Origin of the sequence: Enterobacter cloacae complex sp. S2, from assembly GCF_015159675.1 — a bacterium.
GTDB classification, from domain to species: domain Bacteria; phylum Pseudomonadota; class Gammaproteobacteria; order Enterobacterales; family Enterobacteriaceae; genus Enterobacter; species Enterobacter intestinihominis.
Genome location: NZ_JADDTS010000034.1, coordinates 48,847 through 67,430, shown reverse-complemented (window position 1 = coordinate 67,430; position 18,584 = coordinate 48,847). Strand labels below are relative to the sequence as shown.

20 protein-coding genes are annotated in these 18,584 nt (G+C 56.6%); 7 read left to right on the top strand and 13 right to left on the bottom strand.

Annotated features, from left to right (window positions below):
* Nucleotides 1-245 precede the first annotated feature (245 nt).
* Genes marR through marB form a run of 3 tightly spaced genes read left to right on the top strand, consistent with a single transcriptional unit; the run spans nucleotide 246 to nucleotide 1,329 of the window.
* Nucleotides 246-680, top strand: a complete 435-nt coding sequence (marR, locus tag IPZ49_RS15755; protein ID WP_020884159.1) for a multiple antibiotic resistance transcriptional regulator MarR — start codon at nucleotides 246-248, stop codon at nucleotides 678-680.
* Between the two features lie 20 nt (nucleotides 681-700).
* On the top strand, nucleotides 701-1,081 hold the full coding sequence (gene marA, locus IPZ49_RS15750) for an MDR efflux pump AcrAB transcriptional activator MarA (protein WP_001303241.1): 381 nt from the start codon (nucleotides 701-703) through the stop codon (nucleotides 1,079-1,081).
* 32 nt (nucleotides 1,082-1,113) lie between these two features.
* The gene (gene marB, locus IPZ49_RS15745) at nucleotides 1,114-1,329 is read left to right on the top strand and encodes a multiple antibiotic resistance protein MarB (RefSeq protein ID WP_193762854.1); all 216 of its coding nucleotides are present in this window, start codon (nucleotides 1,114-1,116) and stop codon (nucleotides 1,327-1,329) included.
* A gap of 38 nt (nucleotides 1,330-1,367) precedes the next feature.
* Here marB and eamA read toward each other — a convergent pair whose 3' ends face one another.
* Nucleotides 1,368-2,267 carry an O-acetylserine/cysteine exporter gene (gene eamA / locus IPZ49_RS15740; RefSeq protein WP_023330139.1) on the bottom strand — a complete coding sequence of 300 codons (900 nt, stop codon included), beginning with the start codon at nucleotides 2,265-2,267 and terminating at the stop codon, nucleotides 1,368-1,370.
* 193 nt (nucleotides 2,268-2,460) lie between these two features.
* Here eamA and ydeE point away from each other — a divergent pair, with 193 nt between their 5' ends.
* Nucleotides 2,461-3,678: an efflux MFS transporter YdeE gene (gene ydeE, locus IPZ49_RS15735; RefSeq protein WP_063145913.1), complete on the top strand. Its 1,218-nt coding sequence runs from the start codon at nucleotides 2,461-2,463 to the stop codon at nucleotides 3,676-3,678.
* A 46-nt stretch (nucleotides 3,679-3,724) separates the two neighbouring features.
* Here ydeE and zinT read toward each other — a convergent pair whose 3' ends face one another.
* From zinT to IPZ49_RS15695, 8 genes are all read right to left on the bottom strand, one after another.
* Nucleotides 3,725-4,363, bottom strand: coding sequence for a metal-binding protein ZinT (zinT, locus tag IPZ49_RS15730; RefSeq protein WP_063146203.1), 639 nt, complete (start codon nucleotides 4,361-4,363; stop codon nucleotides 3,725-3,727).
* A gap of 52 nt (nucleotides 4,364-4,415) precedes the next feature.
* Entirely contained in the window at nucleotides 4,416-5,114 is a 699-nt protein-coding gene (gene urtE / locus IPZ49_RS15725; protein WP_023300094.1) for an urea ABC transporter ATP-binding subunit UrtE, read from the bottom strand.
* A 9-nt stretch (nucleotides 5,115-5,123) separates the two neighbouring features.
* Nucleotides 5,124-5,921: an urea ABC transporter ATP-binding protein UrtD gene (gene urtD / locus IPZ49_RS15720; RefSeq protein ID WP_023300093.1), complete on the bottom strand. Its 798-nt coding sequence runs from the start codon at nucleotides 5,919-5,921 to the stop codon at nucleotides 5,124-5,126.
* Nucleotides 5,921-6,994 (bottom strand): urea ABC transporter permease subunit UrtC, encoded by a 1,074-nt coding sequence (gene urtC, locus IPZ49_RS15715; RefSeq protein ID WP_032609181.1) that lies wholly within the window; start codon nucleotides 6,992-6,994, stop codon nucleotides 5,921-5,923. The genes urtD and urtC overlap by 1 nt, the downstream gene beginning before the upstream one ends.
* Nucleotides 6,994-8,568: an urea ABC transporter permease subunit UrtB gene (gene urtB / locus IPZ49_RS15710; RefSeq protein WP_063145914.1), complete on the bottom strand. Its 1,575-nt coding sequence runs from the start codon at nucleotides 8,566-8,568 to the stop codon at nucleotides 6,994-6,996. The genes urtC and urtB overlap by 1 nt, the downstream gene beginning before the upstream one ends.
* Before the next feature lie 22 nt (nucleotides 8,569-8,590).
* Nucleotides 8,591-9,862: an urea ABC transporter substrate-binding protein gene (gene urtA / locus IPZ49_RS15705; RefSeq protein WP_023306184.1), complete on the bottom strand. Its 1,272-nt coding sequence runs from the start codon at nucleotides 9,860-9,862 to the stop codon at nucleotides 8,591-8,593.
* A gap of 199 nt (nucleotides 9,863-10,061) precedes the next feature.
* Nucleotides 10,062-11,165, bottom strand: coding sequence for a cobalamin-independent methionine synthase II family protein (locus tag IPZ49_RS15700; protein ID WP_063145915.1), 1,104 nt, complete (start codon nucleotides 11,163-11,165; stop codon nucleotides 10,062-10,064).
* Between the two features lie 156 nt (nucleotides 11,166-11,321).
* Nucleotides 11,322-11,732, bottom strand: a complete 411-nt coding sequence (locus IPZ49_RS15695) for a rhodanese-like domain-containing protein (protein WP_063145916.1) — start codon at nucleotides 11,730-11,732, stop codon at nucleotides 11,322-11,324.
* Between the two features lie 73 nt (nucleotides 11,733-11,805).
* Here IPZ49_RS15695 and ftrA point away from each other — a divergent pair, with 73 nt between their 5' ends.
* On the top strand, nucleotides 11,806-12,804 hold the full coding sequence (ftrA, locus tag IPZ49_RS15690) for a transcriptional regulator FtrA (protein ID WP_022648093.1): 999 nt from the start codon (nucleotides 11,806-11,808) through the stop codon (nucleotides 12,802-12,804).
* Nucleotides 12,805-12,952: 148 nt separating this feature from the next.
* On the opposite strand, the gene IPZ49_RS15685 is transcribed toward ftrA, so the two are convergent.
* Nucleotides 12,953-13,315, bottom strand: a complete 363-nt coding sequence (locus IPZ49_RS15685; RefSeq protein WP_063145918.1) for a hypothetical protein — start codon at nucleotides 13,313-13,315, stop codon at nucleotides 12,953-12,955.
* A 242-nt stretch (nucleotides 13,316-13,557) separates the two neighbouring features.
* Here IPZ49_RS15685 and IPZ49_RS15680 point away from each other — a divergent pair, with 242 nt between their 5' ends.
* Entirely contained in the window at nucleotides 13,558-13,791 is a 234-nt protein-coding gene (locus tag IPZ49_RS15680; protein ID WP_023300086.1) for a DUF2554 family protein, read from the top strand.
* Here IPZ49_RS15680 and IPZ49_RS15675 read toward each other — a convergent pair.
* Together IPZ49_RS15675 and IPZ49_RS15670 are read right to left on the bottom strand one after the other, a co-directional pair.
* Nucleotides 13,788-15,752 carry a U32 family peptidase gene (locus IPZ49_RS15675; RefSeq protein WP_045622761.1) on the bottom strand — a complete coding sequence of 655 codons (1,965 nt, stop codon included), beginning with the start codon at nucleotides 15,750-15,752 and terminating at the stop codon, nucleotides 13,788-13,790. The genes IPZ49_RS15680 and IPZ49_RS15675 overlap by 4 nt on opposite strands.
* A gap of 80 nt (nucleotides 15,753-15,832) precedes the next feature.
* Nucleotides 15,833-16,360, bottom strand: a complete 528-nt coding sequence (locus IPZ49_RS15670; protein WP_063145919.1) for a helix-turn-helix domain-containing protein — start codon at nucleotides 16,358-16,360, stop codon at nucleotides 15,833-15,835.
* A gap of 92 nt (nucleotides 16,361-16,452) precedes the next feature.
* Between IPZ49_RS15670 and IPZ49_RS15665 the strand changes: the two genes are divergently transcribed.
* Nucleotides 16,453-17,619, top strand: a complete 1,167-nt coding sequence (locus IPZ49_RS15665) for a benzoate/H(+) symporter BenE family transporter (RefSeq protein WP_063145920.1) — start codon at nucleotides 16,453-16,455, stop codon at nucleotides 17,617-17,619.
* On the opposite strand, the gene IPZ49_RS15660 is transcribed toward IPZ49_RS15665, so the two are convergent.
* Nucleotides 17,599-18,471 carry a helix-turn-helix domain-containing protein gene (locus IPZ49_RS15660; RefSeq protein ID WP_063932770.1) on the bottom strand — a complete coding sequence of 291 codons (873 nt, stop codon included), beginning with the start codon at nucleotides 18,469-18,471 and terminating at the stop codon, nucleotides 17,599-17,601. The two genes, IPZ49_RS15665 and IPZ49_RS15660, sit on opposite strands and share 21 nt — an antisense overlap.
* Between the last annotated feature and the right edge of the window lie 113 nt (nucleotides 18,472-18,584).

Here is an 18,584-nt window from a genome sequence, read left to right as displayed (position 1 = left end):
GTCCTTATCCTTATTCATTACCGCAATTATAGGGGGAAAGTCTCGTCCTGAGCTATCCGCGCAACGTAACCATAATTGTCTCGCGTAACTAATAACCCCAGATTATCTATATGATTTAAAAGCGTACAGAAAAAGGTCCTGAAGCGTTTTAGCATTTCGTGGCATCGGCTGATCCATTCAGTTGACTTATACTTGCCTGAGCAATAATATCTGCCGTGACTAAACTACTTGCCAGGGCAACCATTGTGAAAAGCACCAGTGATCTCTTTAACGACATAATCCCACTGGGTCGTCTTATTCATATGGTTAACCAGAAAAAAGATCGCCTGCTCAATGACTACCTGTCACCGCTGGATATCACCGCAACACAGTTCAAAGTGCTGTGTTCCATTCGCTGCGAAGTGTGTATCACGCCGGTTGAGCTGAAAAAGGTGCTCTCTGTCGATCTCGGTGCGTTAACCCGCATGCTGGATCGTCTCGTCTGCAAAGGATGGATAGAACGAAGCCCTAACCCGAATGACAAACGTGGCGTACTGGTGAAACTGACCAGCGATGGCGCGGCCATGTGTGAGCAATGTCATCAATTAGTAGGACAAACACTGCACCAGGAACTGACAAAAAACTTAACGGCAGATGAAGTGGCAACGCTTGAGCTTTTACTCAAGAAAATCCTGCCGTAAACAGAAAAAGAGGTATGACGATGTCCAGACGCAATACTGACGCTATCACCATTCATAGCATTTTGGACTGGATCGAAGATAACCTGGAATCTCCACTCTCCCTTGAGAAAGTGTCGGAGCGTTCAGGTTACTCAAAATGGCACCTGCAACGGATGTTTAAAAAAGAGACCGGCCATTCATTAGGACAATATATTCGCAGCCGTAAGCTGACGGAGATTGCCCAAAAACTGAAAGAAAGCAATGAGCCGATCCTCTATCTGGCGGAACGTTACGGATTTGAATCGCAACAAACCCTGACGCGTACGTTCAAGAACTACTTTGACGTGCCGCCTCATAAGTACCGTATTACCAGTATGCCGGGTGAATCCCGTTATCTGTATCCGCTAAAACATTGCAGTTAATCATCGCCTGTTAAGACGTAACCGAGGAAATCATGAAATTTATCGCCTCCGCCGCCCTCACCTTGCTGGTGCTGGTTTCCGGCCAGAGCTTCGCGGAGCAAACCCCCAGTGCGGGGCAGCAAAATAATCGTGACAACATGATTATGCCGTCCACGCAAAACCAGTCGCCCTGGGACTTCAATCACATGGGCGCTGGCAGCGACAAATCCGACGAATTAGGCGTGCCGTATTATAATCACGACCTGTAATTCGTTTTTGCCCCGCTAATGCGGGGCTTTTTTCTGCCTTAACTCCGCACCCGCGTCGCCCGACGCACCCGCAAGCCAAAGACGTTGATATACAGCCCGGCCATAATCAGCCCTGCGCCACACAGTTGCAGCGCGCTGAGCGTTTCATCCAGCAACAGGGCGGCGCTGGCAAGCCCGACCACCGGAACCAGCAGCGATAACGGCGCCACGCGCCAGGTTTCATAGCGTCCGAGCAGCGATCCCCAGATGCCGTAGCCAATGATTGAGGCGACTAATGCCAGGTAGATCAGCGACAAAATGGTCGTCAGGTCGATCTCCACCAGGCTTTTCAGCATCACCTGCGGTCCATCCAGAATAAACGACGCGGCCATAAACGGCACAATGGGGATCAACGCGCTCCAGACCACCAGCGACATGATCCCAGGACGCGACTCATGCTGCATTATCAGCTTGTTAAAGATGTTGCCGCACGCCCAGCTCAGCCCCGCCGCCAGGGTGAGCATAAAGCCCAGCAGCGCGACATGCTGACCGTTGAGGCTGCCTTCTATCAGCACCAGCACGCCAAAGACCGCAAGGCTAATACCCGCCAGCTGTTTGCCCTGCAAACGTTCGCCAAAGACAAACGCGCCGAGAATAATGGTAAAGAAAGCCTGCACCTGAAGCACCAGCGAAGCCAGACCCGCAGGCATACCGAATTTGATGGCGCAAAAAAGAAACGCAAACTGACCAAAGCTGATGGTGAGGCCGTAGCCCAGCAGAAGCTTCAGGGGAATCTTTGGGCGGGCAACGAACAGCAGCGCCGGGAAGGCCACCAGCAGGAAGCGCAGACCCGCCAGCATGAGTGGAGGCATGTTGTGCAACCCCATTTTGATGACCACAAAATTGAGTCCCCACACCACGACAACCAGTAACGCTAACAGCCCGTCTTTCCGCGTCATTTTCCGCCCCTGAATTATTAAATTTTTGTAAACACTTCAAGGTAACAGAAAAAATACCCCCGCGAGAAGATCATTAATTCTGGTACTGAGGAGAATCACTTGCGGATAAATTGGGTGCTATACAAGCTGCCGATGCCATGATAATCCTGTAATAACACAACAAAAAAAGCATAAGCATTTGTCGGGCAGGAAAATGAAACCATCAATCAGGCGCTCAACCGCAGCGCTACTGGCATCGTCATTGTTATTAACAATTGGCCGCGGGGCAACGCTGCCCTTTATGACCATATATCTCACACGCGTGTACGATATGAGCGTGGAGAATATTGGCTATGCCCTTACCGTGGCGTTGACCATTGGCGTGGTGTTTAGCCTGGGGTTTGGCGTCCTGGCGGACAAGTTCGACAAAAAACGCTATATGCTGGTCGCCATCGTGGCCTTTATCGCCGGGTTTATGGCCATTCCGCTGGTGAATAACGTGACGCTGGTGGTGTTGTTCTTTGCCCTGATTAACTGCGCCTATTCCGTCTTCTCAACGGTGCTGAAAGCGTGGTTTGCCGACGTGCTGACCTCCAGCGAAAAGGCGCGCGTTTTCTCACTCAACTACAGTTTCCTGAACATCGGCTGGACGATTGGGCCGCCGGTTGGCACTCTACTGGTGATGTACAGCCTGCAACTGCCGTTCTGGCTGGCGGCCTTCTGCGCCGCACTGCCGCTCGGGTTTATCCATTTCTTTGTGCAGAAAAGCGTAGCGTCTGACAGCGTGGAGGAAAAAGCGCCGTGGCAGCCCTCGGTGCTGCTGAAGGACCGGGCGCTGTTCTGGTACACGCTCTCCGGCCTGCTGGCGTCCTACGTGGGCGGATCGTTCGCCAGCTGCATTTCCCAGTACGTCCTCGCCGCGTATGCGGACAGCGATTTCGCAGAAAAGGTGGTGGCCGTTGTGTTGCCCGTCAACGCGGTGGTGGTGGTCACCCTGCAATACGCGCTTGGCCGCAAGATCTCCGCCAGCAACATCCGCCCGCTAATGACAGCCGCAACGCTCTTTTTCATTCTCGGGCTGGGCGGGTTTATGCTTTCCGGCGAGAACCTGCTTTACTGGGGGATTGCGGCGGCGATTTTCACCCTGGGTGAAATTATTTATGCTCCGGGTGAATACATGCTGATCGACAATATCGCCCCGCCGGGCATGAAGGCGAGCTACTTCTCCGCCCAGGCGCTGGGCTGGCTGGGCGCGGCGGCGAACCCGATGATCACCGGGCTCATCCTGACCCATCTGCCGCACTGGTCGTTATTTATTATTATGATGGCCGCCATTATTGCGGCGTGGCTGATGGTTTTGCGCGGGATGCGCGTGAAAAGTGAAGATAGCGTGTCGGGTGGCGCTGCGCTTACCCGACCTGGAAAACCCTAATCCCACGCCGGGTAAGGCTAAGCCCCCACCCGGCAAATCCAACAGCCTAGTGGTGCAACATCTCCTCCACCACCTGCTCTTTGTACATCTCGTTCGGGTAGTAGGTCGGCCAGTTATCCATCTCTTTCAGCAGCGCCTCGTGGGAGGTGTTGCCCATAAAGATATGGAAGTGTGAAGAGGCTTTCGGCCCGATGGTATGATCGCTGAACTGCACAAACTTAGGCGCCTGGCTTGCCTTATCCTTACATTCAAACAGGTAGCGCACGCCTTTTTTCCCCGACGCATAGGTCAGAATTTTATAGCCGCTGTAGTCGTAGCGGCAGCTGCTCACCGTTTTGCCTCTGTGGAATTCCATCACGTTGTTTTCAATGCCGATGGCGTCCACGTCCGTCGCGTAGCCCTTACGGTAGTAGGCTTTCACCTCGGCAGCGGATTTTTCCCCCTTCCGCGCTTTCTTTTCGAAAACCGGATCCAGCGAACCATCAAGCAGGAACGGGTAAACGGACTGCCAGGTCCCGTCCCAGTCAGACAGCGTCCTGTCCCTGACGTCTTTATCCTCAAAGACGCCGTTTGCCGCCTTCTGTTCCGCCTCCGTCATCTGATGACCGTGCGAATGGGCAAAAAGCGAGCCGCTTACCAGCAGCGTTCCCAGAGTCAGCGCAATTTTTCCAAGTTGTGCAGCCACAGCAAAACCCTCATTCCGTGTTATAAGAATGAGGATGTTATAGTATAACATTTCAGATCGCAACCAGTCCGCGAACCCCCTCCTGCTCCATGTTCTCACCGCGCCCCTGCTGGACGATGCTGCCGCGCGACATCACCAGATAGCTGTCGGCCAGCTCCGCCGCAAAATCATAAAACTGCTCCACCAGCAGGATCGCCATATCCCCCCGGTTCGCCAGGCTGCGGATCACCTGCCCAATCTCTTTAATCACCGACGGCTGTATACCTTCCGTGGGTTCATCCAGGATCAGTAACCGTGGACGGCTCGCCAGCGCGCGACCAATCGCCAGCTGCTGCTGCTGACCACCGGAAAGATCGCCTCCGCGACGGTGTTTCATCTCCTTCAGCACCGGGAAAAGCTGCCAAATCTCCTCCGGCACGCTCCTTGCGTTTCCCGCGGAGAAGCGCGACAGTCCCATCAGCAGGTTTTCTTCTACGGTCAGACGCGGAAAAATCTCCCGCCCCTGCGGAACATACGCCACGCCGGACTGCACCCGCTGGTGCGGTTTACTGTGAGTGATGGTCTTTCCCTGCCAGACCACCTCCCCGGCTTTCACCGGGATCAGCCCCATCAGGCACCTCAGCAGTGTGGTTTTCCCTACCCCGTTGCGCCCCAGCAGGCAGGTAACTTCCCCGACCACCGCCTCAAAGCTCACCCCGCGCAGAATATGACTTCCGCCGTAGTACTGATTCAGCTCGTTAACCTGTAACATCCCCTCTCCTTAGCGTCCCAGATAGACGTCAATCACCTGCTCATTGGCCTGTACCTCGCGAAGCGAGCCTTCGGCCAGTACGCGCCCCTGATGCAGCACCGTGACGTGGTCGGCGATGGTCTCGACGAAGCCCATATCGTGCTCAACCACCATCAGCGAATGCTTGCCTGCCAGAGTTCGGAACAGCTCGGCTGTGTATTCCGTCTCTGCGTCGGTCATACCGGCGGCGGGTTCGTCCAGCAGCAACAGATGCGGATCCTGCACCAGCAGCATGCCGATCTCCAGAAACTGCTTCTGCCCGTGGGAAAGCAGCCCGGCGCGGCGATCGCGCTCGCTGCCAAGCCGTAGCAAAACCAACATCTCGTCAATGCGGTCGCGCTGCTCGCCGCTGAGTGTTGCCCGCAGGCTCGCCCAGACGGACCTGTCGGCTTTCATGGCGATTTCGAGGTTTTCCCCTACGGTCAGCGCTTCAAACACGGTCGGCTTCTGGAACTTACGGCCAATGCCCTGACGGGCAATGGCCGCCGGTTCAAGGGCTGTCAGATCGATGGACTGATCGTAAATAGCCTTCCCGCTTTTTGGCCGGGTTTTGCCGGTGATCACGTCCATCAGCGTAGTTTTACCGGCGCCGTTAGGGCCAATGATGCAGCGCAATTCTCCAATGCCGATATTAAGTGAGAGATCGGTCAACGCCTGAAAACCATCGAAACTGACGTTAATGGCCTCAAGCTGCAACACAGGATCGGTCTGCTCACGGTAACGATCGCCCGGTAGCTGGCGGGTAAAGAGTCCTTCAGAGGGCTGCATTAATTCTCTCCCTTACGAAACAGACCGAACACGCCGCGCGGTAAAAAGAGCGTCACGGCGATGAAAATCAGCCCAAGAAACAGTTGCCAGTACTCCGGCATCGCCACGGTGAAAAAGCTCTTCGCACCGTTGACCAGCGCCGCGCCAATCACCGGGCCCACCAGAGTGCCGCGTCCACCCAGCGCTACCCAGATGGCCGCTTCAATCGAGTTGGTCGGCGACATTTCACCCGGGTTGATAATGCCCACCTGCGGAACGTACAGCGCTCCCGCCAGGCCACACAGCACGGCGGAAAGCGTCCAGACCAGCAGCTTGAAACCGCGCGGATCGTAGCCGCAGAACGTGAGACGGTTTTCCGCATCGCGCACCGCCGTTAAAATGCGGCCAAATTTACTCTTCGCCAGCGCGTAGCCTGTGCCCAGGGCCAGAAGCAGCAGCACGACCGTTGCGAGAAACAGCGCGATCCGCGTGGTGGTCGCCGTGACGGAAAACCCGAGCAGCGTGGTAAAGCCGGTAAAGCCGTTATTGCCGCCAAAGCCGGTTTCGTTGCGAAAGAACAGCAGCATGCCCGCGTAGGTCAGCGCCTGGGTCATGATGGAGAAATAGACCCCTTTGATCTTCGAGCGAAAAGCAAACCAGCCGAAGACCAGCGCCAGCAGGCCGGGGATCGTCACAATTAACACCAGAGCCCATGCAAAATGCTGCGTTCCCCACCAGAACCAGGGCAGCTCGCTCCACGAGAGAAACGACATAAACGCGGGCAGCCCGTCCCCGGCCGCCTGGCGCATCAGGTACATGCCCATCGCATAGCCGCCCAGGGCGAAGAATATGCCGTGCCCCAGCGAGAGCATACCGGCATAGCCCCAGACCAGATCGAGGGCCACGGCGACAACCGCGTAGCAGAGGATCTTGCCGATAAGCGTCAACATCCACGTCGAAACGGCCAGCGGATGGGTTGCGGGTAACAGCGCGAGAAAAGGCAGCACCAGCAGCGCCGCAACCAGCAGACTGCCGAAGATTTGCGCGGTGCGCGGTGCCCTGCGCGCCAGTGTTAAGGTCAATGGCTGGCTCATCAGTCTGTCACCCTCCCTTTAAGTGCGAATAACCCCTGCGGACGTTTCTGGATAAACAGAATGATCGCCACCAGAATCAGGATCTTGCCCAGCACGGCGCCCATCTGCGGTTCAAGAATTTTATTGAAGATCCCCAGACCAAAGGCCGCCGCGACGCTACCGGCCAGCTGGCCGACGCCGCCGAGCACCACCACCAGGAACGAATCGATGATGTATCCCTGGCCCAGCTCCGGCCCCACGTTCCCCAGTTGGGACAACGCCACGCCGCCCAACCCGGCAATGCCGGACCCGAGGCCAAATGCCAGCATATCTACCCGTCCGGTGGGAACGCCGCAGCAGGCCGCCATGCTGCGGTTTTGCGTCACCGCCCGCACGTTGAGACCCAGACGCGTTTTGTTCAGAATGAGCCAGGTGAAGAACAGCACCAGCAGTACAAAGCCGAGCACCACAATACGGTTCCAGGGCAGCGTCAGGTTGGCGAAAACCTGCACCCCGCCGGACAGCCATGCCGGGTTAGCGACCTCAAGGTTCTGAGCGCCAAAGGTCATGCGGACCAGCTGGATAAGCATCAGGCTTATCCCCCAGGTGGCGAGCAGGGTTTCCAGCGGGCGGCCATAAAGATGGCGTATCACCGTGCGCTCCAGCACCATTCCGATGCCTGCGGTCAGGCAAAACGCCACCGGCAGCGCCACCACCGGATAGAGCGCCAGCCACTGAGGCATCCACTGCGCCATTACCTGCTGCACCATCCAGGTGGCATACGCCCCGAGCATCAGCATTTCACCGTGAGCCATGTTAATCACCCCCAGCAGACCATAGGTGATAGCCAGCCCGAGCGCGGCCAGCAAGAGTACCGACCCCAACGACAGGCCCATGAAGGCCTGCCCCAGCAGTTCGCCCCACATCAGCCGGTGCTGAATACGCTCCAGGCTCTCAGCGGCGGCGGCACGTACCCGTGCGTCCGGCTCGGTTTGCGTTTGGGTGAACGGCGTCAGCGTGGCCTGCACGTCCGGATCGTCAGACTGTCCCAACAGCTCAACAGCCTTGAGCCGTACTTCAGCCTGTGGGCTCGTCAACTGGAGGTTTGCCAGCGCCAGCATCAGCGACTGTCGGGCGACGTCGTCCGTTTCGCTACTGGCCCGCTGTTGCAGAAAGCCGAGCATATCCGGCTGGGCGTCACGCTGAAGTTGCCGCGCGGCATGACGCCTTTCGGTGACACTGTCACTGACAAGCTGATGCGTCGCCAGCGCCGTGACGGTTAACACGCGCAGTCGGTTGGTCAGCCGCACGGCTTTGGTCGTGCCTTCAGCGCTTTTTGCCGCGCCCAGGGCAACCATTTCGCCGTCGATGCGGGTAAATGCCTTCTTCTGGCTGTCGGTATAAAGGTTCTCCTGTTGCAGCGCCTTAAGCAGCGGCAAACGTGCAGGTTCCGGCGTGGCTGCCCAGCGGGTCAGCATGGCGGTTTGCTGGCTGCGGCTAGCGGCAACGAAATCATCGGCATCCGATGCCTGCGCCATCCCTGGCAGCAGTCCGGTAAGCCACACAATCGCAATCATCATGCGTATGGCGTTCATGACGTCTCTCCCTGGTGGTGGCTTAGTTGCTGGCGGTTTTCATCGGCTGGTCAGGCTTTTTGTCATTCCCGGCGATAAACGGGCTCCACGGCTGAGCGCGTACCGGCTGTTCGGTTTGCCAGACGACGTTGAACTGGCCGTTGCCTTCAATTTCACCAATCATGACGGGCTTATGCAGGTGGTGGTTGGTGGCGTCCATGGTCAGCGTAAAGCCGGACGGCGCGTTGAACGACTGGCCCGCCATTGCCGCGCGCACTTTGTCCACGTCGGTTGTTCCCGCTTTTTCAACCGCCTGCGCCCACATATGCAGGCCAACGTAAGTCGCTTCCATCGGATCGTTGGTGACCACGGTATCGGCATTCGGCAGCTTATGGGCTTTCGCGTAGGCTTTGTAAGCCGCGACAAAGGTCTGGTTGGTCGGGTTGTCGACGGATTCAAAGTAGTTCCACGCCGCCAGGTTACCCACCAGCGGTTTGGTATCAATGCCGCGCAGTTCTTCCTCACCCACCGAGAACGCCACCACCGGCACGTCCGTGGCTTTCAGCCCCTGGTTCGCCAGTTCTTTATAGAAAGGCACGTTGGAATCACCGTTGATGGTGGAGACCACTGCCGTTTTGCCGCCCGTGGAGAACTTTTTGATACTGGCGACGATTGTCTGGTAATCGCTATGTCCAAATGGGGTGTAGACCTCTTCAATATCTTTATCTTCAACGCCTTTCGAGTGCAGGAAGGCGCGCAGGATCTTGTTAGTAGTGCGCGGGTAAACGTAGTCCGTGCCCAGCAGGAAGAAGCGCTTCGCGCTGCCGCCGTCCTCGCTCATCAGGTACTCCACCGCCGGGATCGCCTGCTGGTTAGGCGCCGCGCCGGTATAGAAGACGTTAGGTGACATCTCTTCACCTTCATACTGCACCGGATAGAACAGCAAACCGTTCAGCTCCTCAAAAACCGGCAGAACCGATTTACGCGATACGGAGGTCCAGCAGCCAAACACCACGGCGACCTTATCCTGGCTCAGAAGCTGGCGGGCCTTTTCGGCAAACAGCGGCCAGTTGGATGCCGGGTCAACCACCACCGGCTCCAGCTTTTTCCCGAGCACGCCGCCTTTAGCGTTGATTTCATCGATTGTCATCAGGGCGACATCTTTCAGGGGCGTTTCTGAAATGGCCATCGTGCCGGAGAGAGAGTGCATAATCCCGACTTTAATGGTCTCTGCGGCCTGGACGCCAAAGCTCATTCCCATGGCGATGACGGAGGCGGACAAGGTGAACGCTTTAATAAAGGTACGACGGTGCATATTTTCACTCCTGAAAAGAAAGCTGTGCGAAGACGTCCGTTACCGCCGGACGCAGAAAAAAGTAACGCCAGTTTCAGGAGAGCAAAAACAGTGCCAGGTTGCAGAGACAGGATTTTAAAGGGATCGAAGAGAGGAGTGACGGGAAACGACTCAGAATGGTACAGCGCTGCACTGTAATAATGCAGCGCTGTAAACGGCGTTACCAGACGTCGCTGGCGATTTTCGTCACGAGGCGAACTTTATCCCACTGCTGGGCTTCGCTCAGGCTGTTACCCTCTTCCGTAGAAGCAAATCCGCACTGCGGGCTGAGGCAAATCTGCTCTTTCGCCACGTAGCGCGCAGCCTCTTCCAGACGCGCTTTCACCCCTTCCGGGTTCTCCAGTTCACCGTGTTTGGTGGTGATCAGCCCCAGAACCACCTGCTGTTTACCCGGGCGCACAAAACGCAGTGGCGCGAAGTCCCCGCTACGGTCGTTGTCGTACTCCAGGAAGAACGCGTCGACGTTCACCGTGCCAAACAGCACCTCCGCCACCGGCTCATAGCCGCCCTCGGAAATCCAGGTTGAGCGGAAGTTGCCGCGGCAGACGTGCAGCCCGACGGTCAGATCGTCCGGTTTGCCCTCCAGCGCCTTATTCAGCACCCGGGCATAGGTCCGGGCAAGTTCGTCTGCATCGTCACCGCGCTCGCGGATCTGGCGGCGCTGGTCCTCCGAACAAAGATAGGCCCAGACGGTGTCATCCAGCTGCAGATAGCGGCAGCCTGCATCGTAAAAGGCCCGAATGGCATCGCGCCAGGTGGTCGCCAGATCGTCAAAGTAATCCTTCAGATCCGGGTAGACCGTAGCATCAATATCCTTGCGGCCACCGCGGAAGTGCAGCACGCTCGGGCTCGGAATGGTCATCTTCGGCTGTGCATTACCGCTAATGCTTTTGAGGTAGCGGAAATCTTCCAGCATAGGATGATCGCCGAAGCCCAGTTTGCCCGTTACGCGCACGCCATGGGCTTTAGTCTGCACCCCGTTGAACTGAATGCCCTGCTGGGAATCATAACGCTCCACGCCCTGTAGCCCGTCAAAGAAGTCAAAGTGCCACCAGGCGCGGCGGAATTCACCGTCCGTTACCACATGCAGACCGCAGGCGCACTGCTGCTCGACAACATGACGAATGGCCTCGTCCTCAACCGCGCGAAGCTGCCCGGCATCGATTTCACCGCTGGCAAATTGCAGACGGGCCTGTTTAATGGCATCCGGGCGTAAAAAACTGCCGACTACATCGGCGCGGTACGGGGCATGTTGTCGCTGCATGGAAATCTCCTCTGTCTGTCGGCGTTAATTGCCCACAGTGATAATTCATCTCTTGAATCTTTAGACTTCTGGATGTCTAAACGTCCTGAAAAGATGTCATACCGGCTCGCCGCCGACAAACGAGAAAATTTCATCTGTGTTGAAATAAATTCATGTTCACAGAGCGGGTGATGAAGATCCTGCAAACGCGAACCGCTCATCTTCCCAGCCGGTCATGCCCCCGAGCATAATCTTAACCGGCAGACCCAGACGCGCCAGCTTCAGCGCCCCCCTGTCCGCCCCGTTGCAGTGCGGGCCTGCACAATAGACGACAAACAGCGTGCCCTCCGGCCACGCTTTCATCCGCTCTGCGGTGATCTGGCTCCAGGGTAAATGCAGCGCGCCGGGCAGATGCCGCCGGGCAAAATGTTCAGGCCTTCCGACAACGTGCAGCAGAACAAAGTCCTGCTCACCGCTGGATACCGCATGATGGACATCGGCGCAGTCCGTCTCGACACTCAGACGACGCAGAAAATGTCCCACAGCTTCCTGCGGCTCAGCAGCCGGAAATTCAGTAACATAGCTCATGAATCTTCCTCATTTGTGGTGTTTGTGTTAACACTACTCTATCCCTTAATTCAGCCCATGAATGCGTCCGCCTATGCCAGAAAACAGCAAAAAGATGACAAACTTAAGACATCCCTCGCCGCGCGCGATCGTGCTGGCATATGACGGTTTATGTACCTTTGAGTTTGGCGTGGCGGTAGAAATCTTTGGCTTGCCGCGCCCGGAGATGGGCGATGACTGGTATCAGTTTGCCGTGGCGAGCGTGGATGATGGCGAACTCCGGGCAACGGGCGGGATCCGTATTCTGGCCGATGGCGATCTGGGTCTGCTGGAGACGGCGGATCTGGTTGTCGTTCCCGGCTGGCGAGGGCTGGACGAACCCGTACCGGAAGCGCTCTGCCAGGCGCTCCGCGCGGCGCATGCCCGCGGCTGCCAGCTACTCTCGATCTGTTCTGGGGTTTTCGTTCTGGCAGCCTCAGGCCTGCTTGACGGGCGGAAGGCGACCACCCACTGGCGCTATACGCAAGCGCTGAAAACACGCTATCCCGCCATTACCGTGGTCGAAGATGTGCTCTACCAGGACGAAGGCGATATTCTCACTTCCGCCGGAAGCGCCGCGGGGATTGATCTGTGCCTGCACGTGGTGCGCCGGAATTACGGTATGGAAGTGGCAAACCGCGTGGCGCGTCGGCTGGTGATCCCGCCCCATCGGGACGGCTCGCAAACCCAGCAGCTTAGCCGACCGGTGGCTCAGTTGCGGGAGAGCCAGCGCCTCGGCCAGCTGTTTGATTATCTTCACCAGCATCTGGCCGTTTCCCATACCGTCGAATCGCTGGCCCTGCGGGTGGGTATGAGTCAGCGCACCTTTCTGCGCCGTTTCCAGGACGCGACCGGAACAACGCCCGCGCGCTGGTTATTGACTGCGCGATTGCACCGGGCAAAAGATTATCTCGAAAACAGTCGGCTCAGCATCGACAATATTGCGGAACAAACCGGATTTGGACAAAGCGCCACGCTGCGCCACCATTTCCGGCAGCAATTTGCGCTTTCACCCGCGCAATATCGCAAACAATTTTTACAGCCGGTACGATAAACGGGCAAAAAAAAACCGCCATAATCTGGCGGTAAATGCTTGCATGGATAGATTTGTATTTTGGTATCTACGCTCCGGTATTCCATACCGGGATGTGGATCACCTGCAATCTACCACTGTGAGCCTCAACGAAGCATAAACGAATCGATTAACCCGCTTTGGTATTAATTTGCAGATAACGCATCAGCCCCTGCTCTGCACTCTGGCGGGCATCATCATTAATCGCTTCGAGATAAAACGCACGAGAGACCCCATACGGCGCCTGCTCGGATGGGTAAACAGCGAACTGGAAGGTTTTGCCCCTCGCCTTATTGGTACAGCCCAGCTCCCAACGATCTTCACTTACCTGGATGCTATTACATTCGACACGTCCGTAATCGCTGGTTAAATACGATCCGACACGGCTTTTTGCTGACTGAATATATTCTGGTTCTTCATTTGTATAGATGCTGGCCGCAGCACCCACCGCAACCACTACGCCCAGAAGTGATAGCACGATTATTTTTTTCATTTATTCGATCCAATCCTTAGCCAGAAAAATCTTATTGTAAATGATTTCCCAATAAATCTAGCTTCTCTTTGCATACCAGAAATGGGAGTTTACAACGGCGATATTGCTTTTAAGAATAGTCTTAAGTGAGTTTTATGGCGACCACAATTTTTGACAGTCTATTTTCTCAAATTTAAAGAGTCGAATAATTACTCTATGAAATTATCCCTACGATGACCGTAGCGTATTTTCGGGGGTAAAAGATGTTCAGAAAAGGCTTTTCGCTACTGCTGCTGATTAGTGCACTGTTCTCGGGGCAGATTATGGCGGAGCACAAAGGGCATGAATTTGTGTATGTGAAAAACGCCGACCATCAGCTTCGTCATGAAGCTGACAGCGACGAGTTACGCAGCGCGGCAGAGGAGTCTGCGGAGGGGTTGCGCGAGCACCATGCCTGGCAGAAATCGCGCAAACCGGATACCCACTCTGCGGGTTAGCTGCCTTTACGCTTTGGCAGGGTCTTCATCAAATCGTCAGGGCTGACGGAGGCCACAATGCTGCCCGGAGACGGCATTTTGAAGATGTGATTCTTCATCTTGCCGATAACGTGCATTTCACACGGACGGCAGTCAAACTTCAGCGTCAGTACTTCATCGCCATTCACCAGCTGCATCGGCGTCGCTTTCCAGCTTTTAATATTCCCTTTCGCCTGTTTCGGACAAAGGTTAAAGGCAAACCGCAGGCAGTGTTTGGTGATCATCACCGGCACATCGCCCTTCTCTTCATGCGCTTCATACGCGGCGTCAATCAGTTGCACGCCGTGACGATGGTAAAACGCACGCGCTTTGTGGTTGTAAACGTTCGCAAGGAAAGAGAGATGCGTGTCCGGGTAGACCGGCGCAGGCACCGCTTCGGCCTTACGACTGCCGCGCGGATAGTTTGCCAGGCGTGCTTCATCCAGCATCTCAGCCGTTTCACGGCGGAACTGGTTCAGCAGGCTGTTCGGCACGAACAGCGCATCCGGCAGATTCACCTCAATATTGCGCGCATAATAAATGGTCTGCCCGAGCTTCGCTACGCCATCCTTGAGGTTGCTAAGCGCTTTCTCCGCATTGTTCGCCACCTCGAACAGGCCGTCGAGCGTATGCGTCACGCTGATGCCGTCTTCGCAGGTCATGGTCAGGATCAGCTGCTCTTCCCAGCCACCCAGCGCGATATCCACCGCAATGCGACGCTCGCTGGAGGTCTTGAGCAAGGCCTGCTGCCAGTTGTGATCCAGGTTACGGTTCAGCGCCGCATTCGGGCGGGCTTTGTAAAGGTCGGCAGGCATTTCGTTCGGCCAGACGCGATAACGATTTTCGCCGGTTTTCTCCACCGTATTGGCGCGAAAACCAACCACTTCACGTTTGATCATCACGTTGAGACCATCGCCGTTCGCCAGCGGCTCTGTAACCTGAACGTCAAGATGATCCTTCGCCACTTTCAGCACTTCACCCACCGGCAGACCGATAAACTTCGGTGAATCGAACGCGCCAATATCCCCTTTGCGCGCATTAACGAAATAATCCGTACTGCCGCGGTGGAACGTTTTGTCCGTCGATGGAATAAAGAAATGCTCTGTACGACCGGCGGACGCGCGCGCCAGGTCACCGCGATCCTCGATGATGGCATCCAGCATCTGACGATAATGGGCGGTGATATTTTTCACGTAGCTCATGTCCTTGTAGCGGCCTTCAATTTTGAAGGAGCGTACGCCGGCATCGATCAGCGCGCCGAGGTTTGCCGTCTGATCGTTATCTTTCATCGACAGCAGGTGTTTCTCGAATGCCACCACGCGGCCCTGATCGTCTTTCAGGGTATACGGCAAACGGCAGGCCTGAGAGCAGTCGCCGCGGTTAGCGCTGCGCCCCGTCTGGGCGTGAGAGATATTACACTGCCCGGAATAGGCCACGCAAAGCGCACCGTGGATAAAGAATTCAATGGTCGCGTCTGTGGCCTGGTGGATATCGCGGATCTGGTTCAGGTTCAGCTCACGCGCCAGAACAATCTGCGTAAACCCGACGTCTGAAAGAAACTTCGCCTTCTCAACGGTGCGGATATCGCACTGGGTGCTGGCGTGCAGCTCAATTGGCGGGATATCCAGTTCCAGAACACCCATATCCTGAACGATCAGAGCGTCAACGCCGGTCTGGTAGAGATCGGTAATTAGACGCTGCGCGGGCTCCAGCTCATCATCATGAAGAATGGTGTTCAGGGTCACGAACACCTTCGCCCCGAAACGGTGGGCGAACGGTACCAGTTCGGCAATGTCGCGCAGGCTATTGCTGGCGTTATGACGGGCACCAAAGCCTGGGCCGCCAATGTAGACGGCATCCGCACCGTGAAGAATGGCTTCACGGGCAATGGCGGCGTCGCGGGCCGGGCTTAGCAGTTCAAGATGATGGGGGTGCAGGCGCATACTTCGTCGTTATCCGTTATGGTCAAAATGGCGGCTATTGTAGTCAGAAGTCTGTGCCAGTGAAACCGTTTTGCGACGCTTTAGCGGGGATAATGGATCAGAGAGTGAAAATGCACCGTCCGGGTGCTGCTGTTGCGGTACGCGTGCGGTTTATCGCCGGCAAAACGCACGCCTGAATCAGCGTGTAGCGTGCGCCAGACACCGTCGATATGCATATCCAGCTCACCGCTTATCACCACCACGTGTTCAATCACCCCGGCTTCGTGCGGCGTGGACTCACTCAGCGCGCCGGGCGACAGGGTGATGGAGAAATGGTCGAACTTAAGCTGTTCATCCCAGGGGAAAAGCGGTTTCACCACCATCGCCTGCTGCTGCGGATCGAACACCGCCTGCGGTTCGCTCTCTGGAGTGATAAACGCCGAAAAAGGTACGTTCAGCCCGGTGGCAATTTTCCACAAGGTTGAGACCGTCGGGCTGGACTCATTGCGTTCGATTTGCCCAAGCATCGCTTTCGACACGCCCGTCTCTTCCGCCAGTTTCGACAGGCTCCAGCCCCGCGCCTGACGCAGCGCTTTCAGTGTGGTTGCCAGATGTTGAGTGATATCCATGGTTCCTCCCGTTGCAGCAAAGCATACCACTTGTACGCTATAGCGCACAGTGATACCTTACCCCGGACGTTATAACGCACAACGGAGTTCACATGCGATCGACTGCCTCTCTCTTTCCTGCCGTGCTGGCCGGTTTTGTTGCCGTTCTGGTGGGCTACGCCAGCTCTGCCGCCATTATCTGGCAGGCGGCTGCGGCGGCGGGCGCCAGTACACAGCAAATCGCCGGATGGATGACCGCGCTGGGGCTCGGGATGGGGATCAGCACGCTTGCATTGTCGTGGTGGTATAAAGCCCCGGTGCTGACCGCCTGGTCGACTCCTGGCGCGGCGCTGCTCGCCACCAGCCTGCAAGGCGTGACGCTGGCGGAAACCATAGGGGTATTTATATTTGCGAATGCGCTGATTCTGCTGTGCGGCGTCACTGGCCTGTTTGCCCGGTTGATGAAACTGATCCCGCACTCGCTTGCCGCCGCTATGCTGGCAGGCGTGCTGTTACAGTTTGGCCTGAAGGCATTCAGCAATCTTGAGGGACACCTGCTTCTTTGCGGCAGTATGCTGGTCGCCTGGCTGGTGGCTAAAGCCGTAGCGCCCCGGTACGCCATTGTCGCCACGCTGCTGGTGGGGGTGTTCGTGGCCTGGGCTGGAGGTGACGTTGTCACGAATAAAATGACGTTATCGGTGATCATGCCGGAATTCATTGCCCCTGCGTTCACCTTCACCAGCCTGATCAGCGTCGGCTTACCCTTCTTCCTGGTGACCATGGCGTCGCAGAATGCGCCCGGCTTCGCCACCATGCAGGCATCGGGCTATCCGCTGGCGGTCTCACCGCTGATCGTTGCCACCGGCGGGCTGGCGCTTCTGTTGTCCCCCTTCGGCGTCTATTCCATCTGTATCGCCGCCATCACCGCCGCCATCTGCCAGAGCCCGGACGCCCACCCGGATGCCAGTAAACGCTGGCTGGCAGCGGCGGCCGCAGGTGGGTTTTATCTGCTGGCGGGGGTGTTCGGCGGGTCGATTTCGGGGCTGATGGCCGCCCTGCCGCTGAGCGGCATCCAGACGCTGGCCGGGCTGGCCCTGCTCGGCACTATCAGCGGGAGTTTGTATCAGGCACTGAATCATGAAGCAGAGCGCGACGCGGCGATCGTCACCTTCCTGATGACCGCCAGCGGCGTCACGCTCCTGGGAATTGGCTCCGCTTTCTGGGGGCTGGTGCTGGGTGGGATCTGTTACGCTGTCTTCTCACGCCTTCGCCGCGCGTAGCTGTGACGGCGTGATGCCGGTCATGCTGCGAAAACGGTTACTGAAATGGCTGCCGGAGTTAAATCCGCAGGCAAGCGCGATGTCGGTGAGCGGCGTAGTCGTGTGCTGAATCAGCGCTTTGGCCTTCTCCATGCGGCGCTGCATGACGTACTGATGCGGCGCCAGCCCCATCGACTGGCGGAACATCCGCGCAAAGTGATACTCACTGAGTGCGGCCTGGCCCGCCAGTTCCGCCAGCGTTAAGGGTTGCGCCAGATTTTCCTCGATAAAGGCCAGCACGTTGCGCAGCACAAACGGCGATAGCCCGCCGGTGACCACCGGTAACTTCCACTGGACGCTGGAATAGTGCTGGACCAAATGCGTCAATAATAAAGTCGACGCAGTGCTCAGGGTGAGCTGATTGGCGTTTTGCTGCCAGTCGCAGCCGAGCAAAAACTGGCGATAAAGGGTGGTGATTTTCGGATCGCTGCCGAAGATTTTTTCCTCCAGCGTCAGCGATAGCGGTCGTTTATCCCAGATTTTCTCCCCCACGTCCCGCAGGTGTTCATCGGTGCAGTAGAGGTGCACGAACGACAGGTCATCACGAATATCCCATGTGGATTCGCTCTCTTCCGGCATCAGACAAAAACGGTCCGGCCCACCGCCATTTTTCCAGCCACCCGGCGTTTTTTGATAGCTTTCATAGCCATCCGCCACGTACAGGCTAAGGGTGTGATGGTTGCTTTTCACGGTGATCGTGTCGTGCTTGTTGTACCACGCCGCCAGTTGAATGCCATTATTGAGCGCGACGGTTTCCCGCAGCACTGCATTTTTTTGGCGTAACGTTTCAAAGGTGTCGTAATCGAGAGACATGGCCGTAAACAGGTGATTAATCAGACTATCAGTCTAAGAAGTGTTGCAGCCTGTTACCAGCCATTGTGCGAGAAAAAAGCGCAAGAATTTGCAAGTCCGGCGCAAGGCGATGA